Below are 18,825 nucleotides of genomic sequence, written 5' to 3'. Positions count from 1 at the left end.
ATTGGTCCGCAACATTCAGCGTCCGCCGATCGATGGGCTGAACACCATGAGGCTCAGAATCTCGAAGAGCACCTGGGCTCCGGCATGTGCTGTGTTGGTCGTTGCGTCATATTGCGGTGCGACCTCGACGACGTCGCCGCCCACGAGGTTCACGCCCTTCAGCCCGCGGATCAGCTCTAGAACTTCGCGCGTCGTCAATCCGCCGATCTCGGGCGTGCCCGTGCCCGGCGCGAAGCTCGGATCGAGGCTGTCGATGTCGAAGGAGAGATAGGTCGGGCCGTCGCCGACGATGGATTTGGCCTTGGCGATGACGGCCTCCATCCCCTTTCCGCTGAGGTCCTCGGCGTGGATCACGGTCATTCCCGATTTATAGGAGAATTCCCATAGGTATTCCGCTGAACCGCGTATGCCGATCTGGATTGTCCTTGTCGGATCGAGCACGCCGTCCAGCACGGCATTGCGGAACGGTCCCCCGTGATGAAATTTCGTTTGATCGAAGGCACCGCTGGTGTCGCAATGCGCATCGATATGAATGAGACCGACCGGCTCCTTCCGGCCGACAGCCTTCAAGATCGGGTGGCTGATGGAATGATCGCCACCCACCGACAGCGGTGCGACGCCGGCATCGACGATCTGGCCGATACGCTTCTCGATGTCGTCGTGGCTGAGTTCCAGCCGGTAGCGGCTCTGGAACGGCACGTCGCCAATGTCGGCGACCCGAAGATCGAAGACCGGCGCCGTTCCCAGAACGTGGTTGTAAGGACCGATCCTTTCGATGGCGCGAAGAGCACGCGGTCCGAAGCGGGAGCCGGGGCGATTGGTGACGCCAAGATCCATCGGGATTCCCGTTATCGCGACCTGAAGATTGCCGAAGTCAGGCTCGTCGGCCGCGACCTGCATGTAGGGCGCGCTGAGGAAAGTCGGCACACCGGCATATGGCGCCAGTCTCGTACCGCTCTTGGAGATGATTTTCTCCGCCACTTTGCGAAACTTCTCGTCGAATATCTCGCCGCCATTGGCGTCTGAAAATTCCGCGCGCAGCTGTTCGAGCCGCGTCTTGTCCCACACCATGCGCATGCGTCTCCGCTTGAGGTTCGTCCCGCTCAACAAAGAGGTTGAGAAAACAATTGGTATCGTTGTAGCAATCGGTATCAAAGAGAAATCGATATGACCGCTGCAAAATCCAATTCGCTCGTTGCCCGCCTCTCGCCTCCGCCCATTCCTTCCGTCGTCGCCTGGGGACGCGAATACAAGGGATCGAAGGGGCCACTCATCGATCTGTCGCAGGCTGTGCCCGGCTATCCCGCACACCCGGAGATGCTGCGGCTTCTCGGCGAGACGGCGGCACAACAGGCGATGACAGGATACGGGCCGATCGAGGGCGAGCCTTTGCTGCGCCAGGCCTATGCCGCCCATGTCGCGGAGCTCTATGGCGCTGACATATCTGCCGGCAATATCCATATCACGGCCGGCTGCAATCAGGCGTTCATGTGCACGGCGATTGCGCTTGCGGGCGCGGGCGATACGGTAGCGCTCACCAATCCTTTCTATTTCAATCACGACACGACGTTGTCGATGTTGGGGATCGGGCGCCGACTGGTCGAGTGCGATCCTGCAACCGGCTTTCTTCCCGATCTCGGCTCTGCCGAAGCCGCGCTTGCGGCCGGCGCGAAGATGCTTGCCGTCGTTACGCCCAACAATCCGACCGGAGCAGTCTATCCGCCTCAGCTGCTTCACGAGCTTTTCTCGCTGTGCCGAAAATACGGCGCCTGGCTGGTCGTCGACGAAACCTATCGCGACTTCCTGGCCGAAGGTTACGGCCGGCCGCACGCCCTGCTTTCGGAGCCGGGCTGGGAGGATACGCTTGTCCTTCTCTACAGCTTCTCGAAATCCTTCTGCATTCCCGGCCATCGGCTAGGCGCCGTCACGGCGGGCCTCGGGCTTGTCGCTGAGATCGCGAAAGTCATGGACAATATGCAAATCTGCGCCCCGCGTTCGGCTCAGATCGCGGTTGCATCGGCTTTGCCTGTCCTTGCCGATTGGCGGGCCGGCAATAGGCTGGAAATCGCTCGCCGGGCCGATGCCTTGAGATCGGCGTTTTCCGGGCTGGTGGGTTGGGAGATTGCGGCGATCGGCGCCTATTTCGCCTTTGTTCGCCATCCCTTCGAGGGCCGATCGTCGTCCGAGGTTGCCGAGGAACTCGCGAGGGAACGCGGTGTCGTCTGCATACCAGGCGCATATTTCGGCGAGGGCCAGGAGCGCTACCTTAGGCTTGCCTTTGCCAATGCCGATGTCACTTCCATCGAACTACTGCCGGATCGGCTCCGCTAGGGGGCGATCAGCAGCAGCCGGCAGGTCATGATAGCCGCCTTGCCAGTAGAGCAGCGGTCTTGCGTCCCGCCGGATCTCCATCGCACGGATGTGCCCGATCAGAATGGCATGGGAGTGATGATGGAATGTGGTTTCGAGCTTGCAGTCGAGGACCGTCAGGGCATTTTCAAGAGCGGCTGCGCCTGTCCTGAGGCGATACCACTCGGCACCCTCGTAGCGGTCGGCGCCCTTGCGTCCGCCAATGCCGGAAAAGGATTGCGCGACGTGCTGCTGGTCGGCCGCAAGCACGTTAACGCAGAAACAGCCGTATCGCTGCAGCGCCGGCCAAGAGGAAGAAGTCCTGTTGACGCTGACGATGACGGAAGGCCGATCCGCCGAAAATGAGGAAACCGACGTCGCGGTGAAACCGGTACGGTCCTGGCCGTCACCGACCGTGATCACGCTGACCGCGCCGGCCAAATGACGCATCGATAGCCTGAATTCCGTGTCGCTGATCAGAGCGTCGTTACCCATCGGCCTCGCCCTCACGTCCTGGCAAAGCGGTTTGCCGGCATCGAAATGCCGAGGTTTTCGCGCAGGGTCTTGCCCTCATATTCCTCGCGGAACAGCCCGCGGCGGCGAAGCTCCGGCAGCACGAGCCGCACGAAATCGTCGAGGCTGGACGGCAGGGTCGGAAACATCAGGATAAAGCCGTCGGCCGCACGCGTTTCGAACCATTCCTCCATGTAGTCGGCGATCCGGGCAGGCGTGCCCGTTATGCCATTCCCGGTGTGCTTCTCGGCATAGTGTCGGATCAGCTCGCCAACCGTATGGCCGCTCTTGACGAAATCCACCAGCTCGTCGAACAGGGCACGCGATCCCTTTGGCGCCGCCGGCAGACGGTCCATCGGGAAGGGCCCGTCGAGGGCCACGCCGCGCAGGTCCGCCTCCAGGAACTCGGAGAGCATCAGCCGCCCGACATCGGGATGCATCTTGTCGATCAGATAATCCACCTTCGCCTTTGCTTCGGCCTCGGTTTCGCCGACGTTGATGACGATGCCCGGCATGATTTTCAGGTCGTCGCGATCACGCCCATAGGCAGCCATCCGGCCTTTGACATTCTCGTAAAAGGCCTGGTTCCGCTCGATGTTCGAGGCCAGGCTGAAGACGATCTCGGCCGTGCGTGCCGCCATGTCCATACCGGGTTCGGAACCGCCCGCCTGGGCGATGACAGGACGGCCCTGCGGCGTTCGGGCGATATTGAGGGGGCCGCGAACCTGAAAATGCTTGCCCTTGTGGTTGAGCGTGTGGTGCTTGTCCTTGTCATAGTAGACGCCGTTTTCGCGATCGAGAAGGAGCGCGCCCTCCTCGAAGCTGTCCCAAAGGCCGAAGACGACGTCGACGAACTCGTTGCCGCGCTCGTAGCGCAGCGCGTGCGGATCGAGCCCTTCGCGATTGAAGTTGTAGCCGGTTTCGTCGTGGTCAGAGGTGACGACATTCCAGCAGGCGCGACCCTTGCTCAGATGGTCGATCGAGGAAAACAGACGCGCCACATTGTAGGGCTCATAGTAGCTTGTCGAGACGGTTGCCACGAGCCCGAGATCGTTGGTCGTCACCGCCAGTGCCGAAAGCAGCGAGAGCGGCTCGAAGCGGTTCATCTTGGTCGGGAAGCGGGCGAGTGCATTGGGATCGCCGACGGCGGCCGCCGGAGAATCAGCCATGAACATGAAGTCGAATTTGGCCGCTTCGGATCGCTTGGCGACATCGAGCAGATGCGCGAAGTCGTTGGCGCCGTTGACATCGCTTGCCGGATGTAGCCAGGAGGCCGGATGAAAGCCGAACGTATAGACGAAAGTTCCGAGTTTCATCTTATCGGTCCGCGCCATCGAATTTTCCCTTTATATCGGCCACGCCGTCCCGTTGACGGCGAATGTACAAATTATCGCCAGGCGCAAAATTTCATCAATATCGCGGAGCTGAGTTCCGTTTTAGTTTTTCTAAAATGTCGATGTCGGTGCCGACATGAGGGCTTGCTGGCGAGAAATGGTGAGAAGCCAATCGCGGAACTGGCGTCCGTGGGGTTTTTCCAAGGCCGCCCTATCCCAGGCGAGAAAATAGCTTTCGCGCAAGGGAATGCGTATGTCGATGGGAATGACCAGCGTCTGCGCCTCGAGTTCATCAGCAATCATCGACATCTGCGCGAGAACCACGCCGCGCTTGTTGACGGCGGCGTCAATTGCGCTGCTCGACAGGGTGAAGGAAAGGCCCGCGGCGGTTTCCTCGAGCGCCGCCCCGGTCTTCGCGGCGAATTCAAGCCAGCTCGGATAGCGCGTGAAATGCCTCTCCCATTCGACATGCAGGAGCGGATATTGAAGAAGTTGCGCCGCGGAAGGCGCCTTGCCCTTGATCAATGCCGGTGAGCAGGCGGGTACCACCCAGTCGCGGAACAGCTCCGTATAATGTTCATGCTGCAATACGTCCGATCCGTAGCTGATGCGGAAATCGATGTCGTCGAAGCCCATGCGCGGTTCCTTGTCGCGACCGACGATCCTCACATGCGCGTTTGGATGAAGGGCCTGCCAATCGAAGATTCGCCGCCCAATCCATTTGTTGACGACCGAAGATAGCGCGCTCAGCACAAGCGCATTTTCGTTGCGTGCCCGTTCCAGGACCTGTTCAGCAACCGCGAATTGCTCGAATCCCTTCGATATTTCCTGATGGTAGAGCCTTCCCCATTGGGTGAGTTCCACCGTGCGACCATTGCGCTCGAGCAAGGTGACGCCGAGAAAGCTCTCGATCTTGCGGATTTGCTGACTGATCGCTCCGGGCGAAACCTTCAGCTCCAAAGCTGCCGCGTTCACGCTGCCGCAACGGCCGACAGCTTCGAAGGCCTGCAAGCCTTTGAGCGGAGCAGTCCTGCCGATGTGTTTCTCGTTCAAGAGGCATCTCCCCGCGACGGTTGATCGGTGACAGCTCTCTCATTCGGATAAAAGTCGCCGGCGAACTGGAAGCGATCGCCGGGGTGGATGAACTCGACATAGGTGACCGTGCGACTGCTCTGCCATGTCTGACGGATGAGCATCAGACAGGCTTCGCCGCGTTCGGTTTCAAGCAGGCGCGCCGTCGCGGCATCGGCCGAGACGGCGCGAATGACATGCCGAGCCTTCGACCAGGGCACCTTTTCCAGCAACCATTTGCCGGGTGGGACCGAAGCGAAACTCTCTGTTCTTGCAGATGGCACTACGTCCAGCATGACGATGCGCCGCTCCAATGTATTCGCCTTGCCGTCGACCGCGTGCAGGCAGTGGAGCCGCAGGATTTCCGCCCCCATGGTTTCGCCGAGCCGCATCGCGGTGGCTGCATCGAGCCTCTCGATCTTCCGCATCAGCATCGTATGGCTATGCTCGTGTCCCGCCAGTTCCGCTTCCGTGGAAATATCTTGAATGTCCATCACCGTGCGGTCGATTTGCCGCGAGGCGACGAAGGAACCGAGCTTGCGGCGGCGTATGATCATGCCACGCTCGGCCAGGGTCGAAAGCGCCTTGTTCACGGTCATCCGGGAGCATCGATACTCTTTCAGCAGCTCATGCTCGACGGGTATTCGGTGCCCCGGCGGCCAAATGCCGCTCATGATCCTGCTTTCTATATCCTTCAGAATTCTCTGATGAATTGGGGCCAACGCTCGCCTTGCTCCGGCAATGAATTCAGTGTCCGTGGAAACCGCGTCTGTCAAATCCATCGGGCATCATGCGGCATAATTCTTGCGTTCGTTATGTTTTGTATTTGACAGTGTAGGCGAGGCTGTATCTATTTGTATAGACAAAAGGTCATAAAAATCGGCCGGACGGGACAACGTTTGGGGAACCTGAACCTTCCAAAGGAAGGGCACAAAACTGGAGAGAAAGACATGAGGAAGAATTCGCTTCTGAAGGGATTGGTGGGCGCCGCACTTTTGTTTGGCGCAACGATTTCGGCCCATGCGGCTGACACGCTTGCCGCCGTCAAGGCCGCCGGCACCCTGAAAGTCGGCACCGAGACGGCCTTTGCCCCCTTCGATTTCATCGATGCAGGCAAGCATGTCGGCTTGAACGTCGACCTCTTCGACGAGATCGGCAAGGAACTGGGCGTGAAGATCGAATGGGTCACGCTGCCATGGGACGGCGTTTTCCCGGCGCTTGAAGCTGGAAAGTTCGACGTCGTTGCCGGCCCGGCGACGATCACCAAGAAGCGCATGGAGCGTTATCGTTTCACACCGCCTCTGGCCGAAGCAACCATCGCGATCCTGAAAAAGGCCGGTGACAAGACGATCAGCAAGCCGGAAGATATCGCCGGCAAGAAGATCGGCGTTGGCAAGGCAACCGCGCAGCTCGACCAGCTGAAGGAGTTTTCTGACACACTGCCGACGAAAGCCGATATCCGCGAATACCCGGCCTTTACCGAATCCTATGCCGACCTCGCAGCCGGCCGTATCGCCGGCGTTGCCAACTCGCTGCCGAATATTGCATTCGTCGCCAAACAGCGTGAAGGCACGTTCGAAGTCGTGCTGCCGCCCTTCGGCAAGAAGTCCTATTTCGGCTTCATCGGCTTGAAGGATGCTGATCACGCACCGTTGATGGACGCCATCGATGCAGCCATGTTGAAGATCAAGGCTGACGGCCGCATGGCGACGCTGCAGAAGAAGTGGTTCGGCGCAAGCTTCGACACGCCTGACGCCGTCAAGGACCCGGCATTCTGATCAGCCCTCGGAAATTGGCCGTGCCCGCTTTGCTGCCGGGCTCGGCTGATGAGCGAGATCCCAGCTTCCTGGTCACCACGCGGGCGAACACTCAACAATGTCCATCGAGCTCTTTGGATTGCTTCTGCAGGCATCCATCTACACGGTGACGATCAGCTTTGCTTCGATCTTTATCGGTTTCGCAATTGCGATCCTGATTTCGGGAATGTTGCTGACGGGGCGTAGCCTTTTCGTGCGACCTGCCCAGTTTTTCATCAGCTTTTTCCGCGGCGTGCCGCTGCTGGTGCAATTGCTGCTGATCTATAATCTGCTTCCGGCTATCGGCCTCAACGTGCCGAGCATCGTTGCCGCAATCATCGGCCTGTCGCTCTGCACGGCCGCATACCAGGCAGAGAACCTGCGGGGCGGCTTTGCCAGCGTGCCGCTGGGCCTAGTGGAGTCGGCGGAAATGGTCGGGCTGACACCACGCCAGATATTCCGCCGCATCAAGGTTCCGATCGCGCTGCGTCTCACATTCCCAGCTCTCGTCAATGAGGCGATCCTTATCCTGAAGGCGTCGTCGCTGGTCTCCGTTGTCGGCATCGTCGAACTCACCCGCATGGCCCAGGATCTTGCCGGCAGCACCTTCCTGCCGCTGCAGATCTTCGCGGCCGCTGGCCTCATCTATCTCGTGATCAACTGGGTGGTCGCACTTGCCGGCGGCTTGATCGAAAGCAGATTGCCGGGGGTAGCGCGATGACCTTTGATATCAACGTCCTCATCGGCCAATGGCCTGCCATCCTCAGCGGCGCCGGCGTCACGATCATGATCTGGATTATCGGCACCATTGCCGCAGCCATTATCGGCTTCCTGATGGCGGTTGCCCGGCAATATGGCGGCGTGGTCGTCGACAAGGTGCTTGGTGCCGTCGTGGCGGTGCTGCGCGGCACGCCGTTTCTCATCCAGATTTTCCTCGTCTATTATGGCGGCCCTTTCGTTGGCCTCGAGCTCGATCCTGTGCCGGCGGGACTGATCGGCATTTCGATCTATGGCGCGGCCTATTTCAGCGAAATCTTCCGTTCCGGATTTCGCGCCGTGCCGAAAGGCCATATCGAGGCTGGCGAATGCGTCGGCTTGACGCGCGGGCAGATCATAAGGCGCATTCTCCTGCCGGAGATGACGATGCTAGTGCTGCCGCCCTGCGTGAACATGACCGTCATCCTGATGAAGGAGACGGCGGTCCTCTCCATCATCACCGTGCCGGAATTGACGGCGACGCTCAGTGCGATCGGATCGCAGCAATATGCCTTCGTCGAGGCGCTGTCGGCCCTGGCGCTCTTCTACTGGGTGCTCGTCGAAGTCACCGGCTGGCTTGGCAACCTTGCCGAAACGAAACTTTCCAGATTCAGGTTTTTCAACGCATGAGCGTCCCCGCTATAGAAGTCAGGAATCTCATCAAGACGTTCGGAGAGACCACGGTCCTCCATGGTATCGATCTTGCCATCGAGCCGGGGCAGGTCTCCTGCCTCATCGGTCCATCCGGCTCGGGCAAAAGCACGCTTTTACGATGCATGGCTTTCCTTGAAGAGGCGACGCGCGGAACGATCTCCATCAACGGCGAGGTCCTCGGCTTCACCGAGGATGCTCAAGGACGGCGTGAACGTGTCTCGGCGACTACCAATCGTTCGATCCGCGCCCAGATCGGCATGGTGTTCCAGCAATTCAATCTCTGGCCGCATATGACGGCGCTCGGCAATGTCAGCGAGGCCTTGAAGACGGTTCACAAGATGAGCCGTAAGCAGGCCGAGGATGCGGCCATGGCGCAACTCGTCAAGGTCGGGCTCGAGGCGAGAGCAGGGCATTATCCCTCGCAGCTTTCCGGCGGACAACAGCAACGCGTGGCGATCGCCCGCGCTCTCGCTTTGAAGCCGAAGATCATGCTGTTCGATGAACCGACCTCATCCCTCGATCCGGAACTGACCGGCGAAGTCCTGAACGTCATGCGCGACCTGGCGGCCGAGGGCATGACCATGGTTGTCGTTTCGCACGAAATCGGCTTCGCCGCGACCGTCGGCCAGCAGATCATCTTTCTCGATCACGGCAAGGTGCTGTTTAGCGGGCCACCTCAGGAGGTCTTCAGGAAGCCGAGAAATCCTCGCCTTGAACAATTCCTCGATACCTATCTCGACCGGGGCGCGTCGATGTTGCTCTGATGTTGCCTCGAGCACGGCTTGAGTCGGGCCGGATTATTGCTCCGGCGGACGTGTTTGGGGCCGGCGGCTCGCAGCAGATCATGAAGTATTCACCAAGCCGAAATCAATTCGGCTTGGTGAATGGTGCATGTGATCATAGCTTCTCCCATCCTATAAGCCGCGGATATGTTGCGTGGATTCGGACCCTGCCGCTGCGTTGTCATCCTCGAAGTGTCGTGCGCCATTTCCTCAGCAAGCCCTGATATGGGCGTGAGTGCCTTCCGCCTGCTGACATTATCTTCCCCAGGACCATTGTTGGCATGAAAGGAGGAAGAAACTCCGCTGAACGATGTTCCAGGGACCCAACCAGGAAAAAATCCGGCTGCGGTGCGGTCTGGAGCGCGCCTTCGAAGACGTCTGTGAGGCCCTGACTTCTAGAAAATGAATGGCCGCTGGGGAACCGGGAACCTTCTGTATCCTGATCGGTTGGTGTCACCGCGCAGTTGAGGAGATGCGGTTGTGGAGGCGCAACGTCGTTTCGAACGACAATGGCCAGTGAGGGGTGCTGTGTCGACAGTAGACAGCGCTGGGGAATGTGTGGCGACGAACTGCCCGAGGAAGAAACGAGCGAGCGCTTTTTGCCAATCTATTGCGAACGGAAGTGAAAGCATCTTCGTCTGAAGGGCGAGCGATGCTCCTTCATGAGTGGGTTGTTTAAATGAAAGTTGCTCGATTGGAGGGAACAAGCAAGTCGTTCGATGGTTGGTCTTGGTATCGCCGGGAGGGACAATTTATTTCCGCCTGATGCGTGGAGAACAAATTGATGACGTTTGCAGCCGAGCCGGCCGACGCGTTTAGCCATCCCCGGATTTACTATATAAATCCGTTGCTCCTAACTGGACGAGACCAATGGAATGAAGCCTTTGATCATGCAAGCGCTCTCGGTTTCGATATTGTACTTTCCGCTCCGCCCTTCCTCGACGGGAGGCGTGCCGGTCTTCGTTCCATGGAGAATTACACGCGATCGGACGCAGAGGCCAAACTTGAAGATGAAGTGAAGGAGGGTCTTTTCGCCCTGGCAAAAGATGCGCGCGAGCGGGGTGTGGCATTTATGCTCGATCTCGCGATAAAGCCGTGCAACGCAGAAACAGGCGTCTCGACCCCTCTCGACCCACGGCGGTCGCCGAGCTCTCCATCTCAGCCCCGCGCGCCATATTCGAGCGAGGTGACCGGCGAATGGGAAACCCGCCTCGTAGACTTCGCGTCCTGCGGGATCATGGGGTATCGGGTCATTGGCCTTGACAGCCTGCCCGCTGATGGTTGGCGACGATTGATGGCAAGCGCGAGGATCGCGGATCCGGAAACGAGATTCTTTGCCTATACCCCGGGAACTGACTTCGCTTTTCGATTAGAATTGCAAGACTGTGGGTTCGACGGAGCCTTTTCGTCGCTTGCTTGGTGGGATCTGCGCGAAGGCTGGTTCCTTGAAGAGTATCGCCTGCAGCTGCCTTTCGGGCCACAGATCACCTTTCCGGAAGCGCCGTTTGGAAGGCGCATCGCGCATGGCAGCGAAAGCAGGGAAATCCGCGAGCGAAAATCACGCCGCGCTCTCCATCTCGCGGCCGAGCTCGGCGATGGATTGCTTGTGCCCATGGGATTCGAATTCGGCGCCACCTTGCCGCTTGATCCCACATATGGGCATGGAGAGGGTTTGCGTGTCCTCAAGGCCGAGGGAGCTTACGATATCTCGGCCGATATACGCGACCTGAATTCCGTTCCACGCGCGTCCACTCGATGGATGTTTCTTCAATGTGAAACAGCGAGCCAAGTCACGGTGATCGCGCAGGCTGATCGATCCACATTGCGGGATGCAACGCGTACGCGGCTACTCGCGGTCAACAGAGATCTGCGTCGTACCGCGGAACTGCCTGACGACATCATGCATCGCTTGGCCTTGCCTTTCCTGCCCGTCGAGGCGGTGGCTGGTAGCCGGAGAATCGCTCCAGGCGAGGTGCGCGCCGTCACAACGGAGATCCGCCCTCTGGTTTCGGCTGACGAAGGGGAACTGTCCCTCGCTGAAGCGACGGCCTCTCCGCGCATCGCCATCGAACTTGTTACCCCGCAGGTCGATGATGGACGTTTCGCGGTCAAGCGCATCGTCGGCGACACGCTGATCGCCGAGGCGGACATCTTTGCCGATGGCCACGATCTGCTGTCGGCCGCCCTCCTTTATCGCGCCCGCGACGAGCTTGAGTGGCGTCGAACGAGAATGGTCCTTTCCGAAAACGATCGATGGCGGGGCTCCTTCCTGCTCGATCGCATCGGGCGCTTCGAATTCATGGTCGAGGCGTGGAAAAATCCCTTCGCCATCTTCCGCCACGAGCTTCTCAAGAAGAGTGAAGCGCGGCTCGATCTGCGGCTGGAACTGATCGAAGGTGAGGAGTTGATCCGCGATGCTGCTGCCGATGATGGCATATCGATGAGGGACGAGGACAGGGCGGAACTCGCGACGTTGCTTGCCGAGCTCGAAAGGCGTGACGGGCCAGGCAGGCTCGAATTGCTGCTTGCCACACGAACAAACGACCTCATGGCGCTCGCCGACCGCCGCCCCTTTACCTCGCACTCGCGAACTTATGGTGTGGAAGCGGAGCGCCGCGAAGCGGCCTTTGCGAGCTGGTATCAGATCTTTCCACGTTCGCAGAGCGGTGACCCCAATCGCCACGGCACTTTTGAGGACGTCATCGCACGCTTGCCGGCCATCCGAGATATGGGCTTTGACGTGCTCTATTTCCCGCCGATCCACCCGATCGGCCACACCAACCGCAAGGGCCGCAACAATTCTCTCATCGCCGCTCCAACCGACCCAGGCAGTCCTTACGCGATTGGTTCGGAGGACGGCGGGCATGAGGCGATCCATCCCCTCCTTGGCGGATTCGATGACTTCGAGCATCTGATTACGGAAGCCAGGCGGCTCGGATTGGAGATCGCACTCGACTTAGCGATTCAAGCCTCCCCCGACCACCCGTGGCTAAAGGAACATCCGGGCTGGTTCGACTGGCGGCCCGACGGCACGATCCGTTATGCGGAAAATCCGCCGAAGAAATACGAAGATATCGTCAATGTCGATTTCTACGCGCCGGAGGCAGTGCCGGCGCTTTGGGCCGAACTGCGCGACATCGTCGAAATGTGGATCGAGGAAGGCGTGGAAATTTTCCGCGTCGACAATCCTCATACCAAGCCCTTTCCCTTCTGGGAGTGGATGATCGGCGATATCCGCGCGCGTCATCCGCAGGTTGTGTTCCTTTCGGAAGCCTTCACAAGGCCGAAGGTGATGTACCGGCTGGCGAAGGTCGGCTTCTCCCAGTCCTACACCTACTTCACCTGGCGCAACATAAGAGCGGAGCTGGAGGAATATCTGACCGAACTTACTCAAAGTGAGGTGAGGGAATTCTTTCGCCCGCATTTCTTTGTCAACACGCATGATATCAACCCAGATTTCCTCCAGAACGCGCCGCGCTCCGCCTATCTCATCCGAGCGGCACTCGCTGCTACGCTGTCAGGCCTTTGGGGCGTCTATAACGGCTTCGAGCTTTGCGAAGGACGTCCGGATGCCAAGCGCAAGGAATATGCCGATAGTGAAAAATACGAGATCCGCGCCTGGGATTATGACCGCCCGGGTAACATCAAGGCGGAGATCTCGATGCTCAACCGAATTCGCAGGGATAATTCAGCGCTGCATTCGCATCTCGGCCTGACTTTCCTGCCCTCGTCGAACCCCAACGTCATGTTTTTCGAGAAGGCAAGCATCGGGCGCCACAACGTTCTGCTTGTGGCCGTGACGCTCAATCCGCACGCGATAGAGGAAAGCAATGTCGAATTTCCGCTCTGGCGGTTCGGCCTGGCAGACGATGGCACACTCGCTTTCGAGGATCTCGTCAGTGGCCAAAGATTCAGCCGTACGGGCAAGTGGCAGATGATTAGGCTCGATCCCGCCCATTTGCCATTTGCCATCTGGCGCGTCAGGGCAGGGGAGGTCTGAGATGGACACTGTTCACATGGCCGAGGGCGACAAACTTGCCGACGACCCGCTATGGTATAAGGATGCGATCATCTACCAGCTGCACATCAAGTCGTTTTACGATGCCAATGGCGATGGCATCGGCGACTTCGAGGGCCTGTACCAGAAGCTCGACTATATAGCCGCACTCGGCGTCAATGCCATTTGGCTCCTGCCGTTCTTTCCCTCCCCCCGGCGCGATGACGGCTATGATATTGCCGATTATCGCAACGTCAGCCCGGACTACGGGACGCTCGAGGATTTCCGGAAGTTCGTGGCGGCGGCGCATGAACATAATATCCGCGTCATCATCGAGCTTGTCATCAACCACACGTCGGACCAACATCCCTGGTTCCAGCGCGCGCGGCAATCGCCTGCCGGAAGCCACGAGCGTGACTTCTACGTCTGGTCGGACACCGACCTGAAATTTCCCGAGACCCGCATCATTTTTCTCGATACGGAAAAGTCGAACTGGACATTCGATCCCGTGGCGGGCGCCTATTATTGGCATCGCTTCTATTCGCACCAGCCCGATCTCAATTTCGATAATCCGCTGGTCATGAAGGAAATTATCGATGTCATGCGCTTCTGGCTTGAGACCGGCATCGACGGCTTCCGGCTCGATGCGATCCCCTATCTTGTCGAGCGCGAGGGCACCAACAACGAAAACCTGCCGGAAACACATCTGATCCTCAAGCAGATCCGCGCGGCGCTTGATGCGACACATTCCGGCGTGCTGCTCCTTGCCGAGGCAAACCAGTGGCCGGAAGACACGCGAGAATATTTTGGCGACGGCGACGAATGCCACATGGCGTTCCATTTCCCCTTGATGCCGCGCATGTACATGGCGATTGCCAAGGAGGATCGCTTCCCGATCACCGATATCATACGTCAAACGCCGGAAATTCCCGAAATCTGCCAATGGGCGATCTTCCTCCGAAATCACGACGAGTTGACGCTCGAAATGGTCACCGATGCTGAACGCGATTATCTGTGGGAGACCTACGCCTCCGACAAGCGCGCCCGCATCAACCTTGGCATCCGACGGCGGCTGGCGCCATTGATGGAACGCGACCGCCGCCGTATCGAGCTCATGAATGCGTTGCTGCTGTCCATGCCGGGAACGCCCATCGTCTATTATGGGGACGAGATAGGCATGGGAGACAATATATATCTCGGCGACCGGGACGGCGTGCGCACCCCGATGCAATGGTCTCCCGATCGCAATGGCGGCTTTTCGCGCGCAGATCCAGCGCGCCTCGTATTGCCGCCGGTTGCCGATCCGCTCTATGGCTTCGAGGCATTGAACGTCGAGGCACAGGTGTCGGACGCGCATTCGCTGTTGAACTGGACACGGCGAATGCTGGCGCTGCGCGGTCGCCACAGCGCCTTTGGGCGGGGTTCGATGCGCTTCCTGGCACCGGCCAACCGACGGATTCTCGCCTATTTGCGCGAATATGGTGACGAGGTCATTCTTTGCGTCGCAAACCTGTCGCGCGTTCCTCAAGCCGTGGAGCTCGATCTGCAGCAGTTCGAAGGGCGGGTTCCCGTGGAGTTGACGGGCATGTCGCCATTCCCGCCGATCGGACAGCTCACCTACCTGCTCACACTGCCGCCCTATGGTTTTTTCTGGTTCCAGCTCGCTGTCGAGGCCGACGGACCAGCCTGGCGCACGGCACCGCCCGAGCAACTTGTCGATCTGGTGACGATCGTTATCCGGCGCAGCCTCACGGAACTTGCCGAGCTGCCGCATCACGCGGCGGTGTTGAGCAGGGATATCCTGCCGGCCTATCTTGCGAAGCGCCGTTGGTTCGGCGCCAAGGACCAGGCTCTGCAGGAGGCAAGGCTCGTTTCCGCGACGCCGATACCCTTTGCCGACGGTGTCGTGCTCGGAGAGATCGAGGTCGTGCTGCCGGATCACGTGGAAAGCTACCAACTGCCGCTCGCAGCCGAATGGGACGATACGGCGACCAACGTGCTCGCCCAGCAGCTTTCCCTTGCCCGTATCCGGCAGGGCAGGCGGGTGGGATTCCTGACTGATGGATTTGCCATCGAACTAATGGCGCGTGGCATCCTACAGGGCCTGTGCGACCGCTCGACGGTCAGCGGACGCACCGGCATGATCGAATTCATCGGCACCGACCGGCTCGATTGCCTGGCCCTGACGGAGGACATGCCGATCCGTTGGCTTTCGGCCGAACAATCCAATAGCTCGTTGCTCGTGGGCGACTTGGCGATGATCAAGCTGATCCGCCATGTCTTCGTCGGCGTCCATCCGGAAGTCGAAATGACGCGCTATCTGACGGAACATGGTTACGAGCATACTGCCCCTCTTCTGGGCGAGGTGGCTCGGACCGACGGCGAAGGTCGCCGATCGACGCTTATCATCGTTCAAGGAGCGATCCGCAATCAGGGCGATGCCTGGAATTGGATGCTGTCCAACCTCCGACGCACTGCCGACGAGATTGTTATCACGGAGTCCGCCGTCGAGGCGGCCGATGAGCAGCTGCAGCCGCTTCTGCATTTCGTTTCCATGGTCGGAGAAAGGCTCGGAGAATTGCATGTCTTATTGGCGCAACCGACCGACAACGAAGCCTTCGCGCCACGTCGGGCGGAAGCACGCGATATCGCCGGCATTTGTAAAACCGTAACGGGCGAGATCACCTATGCCTTTTCCAAGCTGACCGGCCTCGAAGACAGTGTCGAGCCCGAGATCGCGGAACAGATATCCCTGCTGCTTGCCGAACGCGACAGGATCCTCGAGCTTGCCGGTGCGCTGGCGGACGAGGCGAAAGGCACGTTGTTGACGCGTGCGCATGGCGATTTCCATCTTGGCCAGATCCTGGTGACGGAGGGCGATGCCGTCATTATCGATTTCGAAGGCGAGCCGGCGCGCAATCTCGCGGAGCGTCGCGCCAAGACGAGCCCATTGCGCGACGCTGCCGGCCTGCTGCGGTCGCTCGACTATCTCTCGGCGACCGCCATGCTCGAAAACGACGCTATTTCGGATCATCATGATGCCCGCCGCCGAGAGGTGATCCGCCGCTTCGCGGAAAATGCGGAACGCATTTTTCTGACATCCTATATCGAGGCATTGGCGGCTTCGCCCGATTTGCCGAAAACGCCCGCCGAGGTGCGGCGGATCATCGATATCTTTCTTCTGGAGAAGGCTGCCTATGAGATCGCTTATGAGGCCCGGAACCGTCCTAAGTGGCTTCCGATCCCGCTGAACGGACTTGCCGCCATCATAGCCCGACTTTCGGAGAGCCGCTCATGAGCGACATCGCCGACATTCTCAGCGGAGTGGATGCGGGTTCGATACATGCCGTGGTGGAGGGACGGCATGGAGATCCTTTTTCGATCCTCGGCATGCACAAAGGTGTGGACGGCCGCTACAGCGTCAGGGCCTATCTTCCGGGAGCCTTGCGTGTTGAAATCCTCGATCGAGACAGTGATCGCGTTCTGGCATTGGCCGATCTCATCCATCCGGCCGGCCTGTTCGGCGCGATGCTTGCCGAACGCAACGCCTATTATCTGAGAATTCAATGGCCCGACGCGGTCCAGGTGACGGCCGATCCCTATAGCTTCGCGCCGCTGCTCGGCGATCTTGATCTCCATCTGATCTCGCAAGGGACGCATTACAACCTGAGCAAGGCTCTCGGCGCAAATCCGATGACAATCGACGATGTCGCGGGCGTGCGTTTTGCGGTCTGGGCGCCGAATGCAAGCCGCGTGTCCGTGGTCGGCGACTTCAACGCCTGGGACGGACGCCGCCATCCGATGAGGCTCCGGCCGCAGGCAGGTGTCTGGGAGATCTTCATTCCGCATATCACGGACGGCGAGCGCTATAAGTTCGAGATTCTCGATCGCTTCGGCAATCCGCTTCCGCAGAAGGCCGATCCCGTCGCACGGGCCGCGGAGCCGGCGCCATCGACGGCGTCCGTGGTGGCTTCGTCCGAGCCTTTCCGCTGGAATGATCATGACTGGATGGACAAGTGCCGAAGCACCGATCATTTCGCCAAGGCGCTTTCGATTTATGAGGTCCATGCCGGCTCTTGGCTGCGCAACATGGAAGATGGCGGCCGCGCGCTGGATTGGATCGAACTCTCGCAGCGGCTCGTTCCCTACGTCCGCGAAATGGGTTTCACCCATATCGAGCTGATGCCGATCATGGAGCATCCTTTCGGAGGATCATGGGGCTATCAGCCACTCGGTCTGTTTGCGCCGACCGGGCGCCATGGCACGCCCGAAGATTTCGCATATTTCGTCGATCGCTGCCACCAGGAAGGGCTCCGTGTCATTCTGGACTGGGTGCCGGCGCATTTTCCGACGGATGTCTGGGGATTGGCGCGTTTTGACGGCACCGCCCTTTATGAGCACGAAGATCCGCGAGAGGGCTTCCATCGCGACTGGAACACGCTGATCTATAATCTTGGCCGTAACGAGGTCAAAGGCTTCCTGATCGCGAGCGCGCTCGAATGGCTTGAGCGCTATCATGTGGACGGATTGCGCGTCGATGCCGTCGCCTCCATGCTCTATCGCGACTATAGCCGCCCGGAAGGCGAATGGATCCCGAACCGTTACGGCGGGCGCGAAAACCTGGAAGCCATCGAATTCTTCAAGCATTTGAATAGCATCGTTCACGAACGCCACCCGCACGCGCTGATGATCGCGGAGGAGTCGACCGCTTTTCCGAACATCACAAAACCCGCCGCGGAAGGCGGGCTCGGCTTCGACATGAAGTGGAATATGGGATGGATGCATGACACGCTCCATTACATGTCCGACGATCCGGTCTATCGAAAGTATCATCATGGCTCGATGACCTTCGGTATGATCTACGCCTACAGCGAACGCTTCATCCTGCCGTTTTCACATGACGAAGTCGTGCATGGAAAGGGTTCCCTGCTCGCCAAGATGCCTGGCGATCCCTCGCAGAAGATGGCCAATCTTCGCGCTCTTTTCGGCTTCATGTGGGGGCACCCGGGTAAGAAGCTTCTCTTTATGGGCGGTGAGATCGGTCAATGGTCGGAATGGAGCCATGACGGTTCCGTCGAATGGGATCTCCTGGATGAACCCTCTCATGCTGGCCTGCAGCGGCTGGTGCGCGATCTCAACCGAACCTACGGGCATTTTCCATGCCTGCAGCATGGAGATACCATGCCGGACGCTTTTGAGTGGGCGGTTGCGGATGATGCCGAACAGTCGGTTTTCGGGATGCTGCGCTTTGATGCTGGGCGGCGGTCGGCCATTCTGGTCATTTCGAATTTCACTCCGATTTTCCGGAGCGGATATAGGGTAGGTGTTCCTTTTGCCGGCCTCTGGCGGCGGATACTCGATACCGATGATTTAGTTTATGGCGGAGCAGGTATGGGCTCTGGTGATCGTCTTAGCGACGATTTTCCCGCGCATGGGCGCCGCCAGTCTCTTCTCGTCGATCTTGCCCCTCTTTCGACAGCGATGTTTCTCTTTGAGGATGGAGAAGCGATGACGGGAGGTGAGCAATCCTGAAGTTCCGCGTCGTGGGAAGTAGTCGATGCCGTCGTGGTTGC

Annotated in this window: 13 protein-coding genes; 8 read left to right on the top strand and 5 right to left on the bottom strand. The window is 59.3% G+C overall.

Annotated elements, in window-relative coordinates; all coding sequences use genetic code 11:
• Nucleotides 1-15: 15 nt before the first annotated feature.
• Entirely contained in the window at nt 16-1,071 is a 1,056-nt protein-coding gene (speB, locus tag FBZ99_RS26270) for an agmatinase (RefSeq protein WP_113353534.1), read from the bottom strand.
• A 96-nt stretch (nt 1,072-1,167) separates the two neighbouring features.
• Between speB and FBZ99_RS26265 the strand changes: the two genes are divergently transcribed.
• Nucleotides 1,168-2,331, top strand: coding sequence for an aminotransferase (locus FBZ99_RS26265; protein WP_145635706.1), 1,164 nt, complete (start codon nt 1,168-1,170; stop codon nt 2,329-2,331).
• Here FBZ99_RS26265 and FBZ99_RS26260 read toward each other — a convergent pair.
• From FBZ99_RS26260 to FBZ99_RS26245, 4 genes are all read right to left on the bottom strand, one after another.
• Nucleotides 2,308-2,844 (bottom strand): flavin reductase family protein, encoded by a 537-nt coding sequence (locus tag FBZ99_RS26260; RefSeq protein WP_113353001.1) that lies wholly within the window; start codon nt 2,842-2,844, stop codon nt 2,308-2,310. The genes FBZ99_RS26265 and FBZ99_RS26260 overlap by 24 nt on opposite strands.
• A gap of 11 nt (nt 2,845-2,855) precedes the next feature.
• Nucleotides 2,856-4,196: an LLM class flavin-dependent oxidoreductase gene (locus FBZ99_RS26255; RefSeq protein WP_145635704.1), complete on the bottom strand. Its 1,341-nt coding sequence runs from the start codon at nt 4,194-4,196 to the stop codon at nt 2,856-2,858.
• Between the two features lie 111 nt (nt 4,197-4,307).
• Entirely contained in the window at nt 4,308-5,249 is a 942-nt protein-coding gene (locus FBZ99_RS26250; protein WP_145635702.1) for a LysR family transcriptional regulator, read from the bottom strand.
• Nucleotides 5,246-5,989, bottom strand: coding sequence for a UTRA domain-containing protein (locus FBZ99_RS26245; RefSeq protein ID WP_145635699.1), 744 nt, complete (start codon nt 5,987-5,989; stop codon nt 5,246-5,248). Before FBZ99_RS26245 ends, FBZ99_RS26250 begins: the two co-directional genes overlap by 4 nt.
• A gap of 228 nt (nt 5,990-6,217) precedes the next feature.
• Here FBZ99_RS26245 and FBZ99_RS26240 point away from each other — a divergent pair, with 228 nt between their 5' ends.
• The 7 genes from FBZ99_RS26240 to glgB all read left to right on the top strand — a co-directional run bounded on the left by FBZ99_RS26240 (nt 6,218) and on the right by glgB (nt 18,784).
• Nucleotides 6,218-7,045: a transporter substrate-binding domain-containing protein gene (locus FBZ99_RS26240; RefSeq protein WP_113331814.1), complete on the top strand. Its 828-nt coding sequence runs from the start codon at nt 6,218-6,220 to the stop codon at nt 7,043-7,045.
• Nucleotides 7,046-7,142: 97 nt separating this feature from the next.
• Entirely contained in the window at nt 7,143-7,784 is a 642-nt protein-coding gene (locus FBZ99_RS26235; RefSeq protein ID WP_145635698.1) for an amino acid ABC transporter permease, read from the top strand.
• Entirely contained in the window at nt 7,781-8,449 is a 669-nt protein-coding gene (locus FBZ99_RS26230) for an amino acid ABC transporter permease (RefSeq protein WP_145635696.1), read from the top strand. Before FBZ99_RS26235 ends, FBZ99_RS26230 begins: the two co-directional genes overlap by 4 nt.
• Nucleotides 8,446-9,237: an amino acid ABC transporter ATP-binding protein gene (locus FBZ99_RS26225; protein WP_145635694.1), complete on the top strand. Its 792-nt coding sequence runs from the start codon at nt 8,446-8,448 to the stop codon at nt 9,235-9,237. The genes FBZ99_RS26230 and FBZ99_RS26225 overlap by 4 nt, the downstream gene beginning before the upstream one ends.
• Nucleotides 9,238-10,039: 802 nt before the next feature.
• Nucleotides 10,040-13,255: an alpha-1,4-glucan--maltose-1-phosphate maltosyltransferase gene (locus FBZ99_RS26220; RefSeq protein WP_145635692.1), complete on the top strand. Its 3,216-nt coding sequence runs from the start codon at nt 10,040-10,042 to the stop codon at nt 13,253-13,255.
• A gap of 1 nt (nt 13,256) precedes the next feature.
• Entirely contained in the window at nt 13,257-16,550 is a 3,294-nt protein-coding gene (gene treS / locus FBZ99_RS26215) for a maltose alpha-D-glucosyltransferase (RefSeq protein ID WP_186450357.1), read from the top strand.
• Nucleotides 16,547-18,784 carry a 1,4-alpha-glucan branching protein GlgB gene (gene glgB, locus FBZ99_RS26210; protein WP_145635689.1) on the top strand — a complete coding sequence of 746 codons (2,238 nt, stop codon included), beginning with the start codon at nt 16,547-16,549 and terminating at the stop codon, nt 18,782-18,784. Before treS ends, glgB begins: the two co-directional genes overlap by 4 nt.
• Nucleotides 18,785-18,825 lie beyond the last annotated feature (41 nt).

Origin of the sequence: Rhizobium sp. ERR 1071 (assembly GCF_007828675.1) — a bacterium.
Classification (GTDB): domain Bacteria; phylum Pseudomonadota; class Alphaproteobacteria; order Rhizobiales; family Rhizobiaceae; genus Rhizobium; species Rhizobium dioscoreae.
Note: the sequence above shows the minus strand (reverse complement) of the source record. Positions and strands in the feature narration are given on the sequence as shown.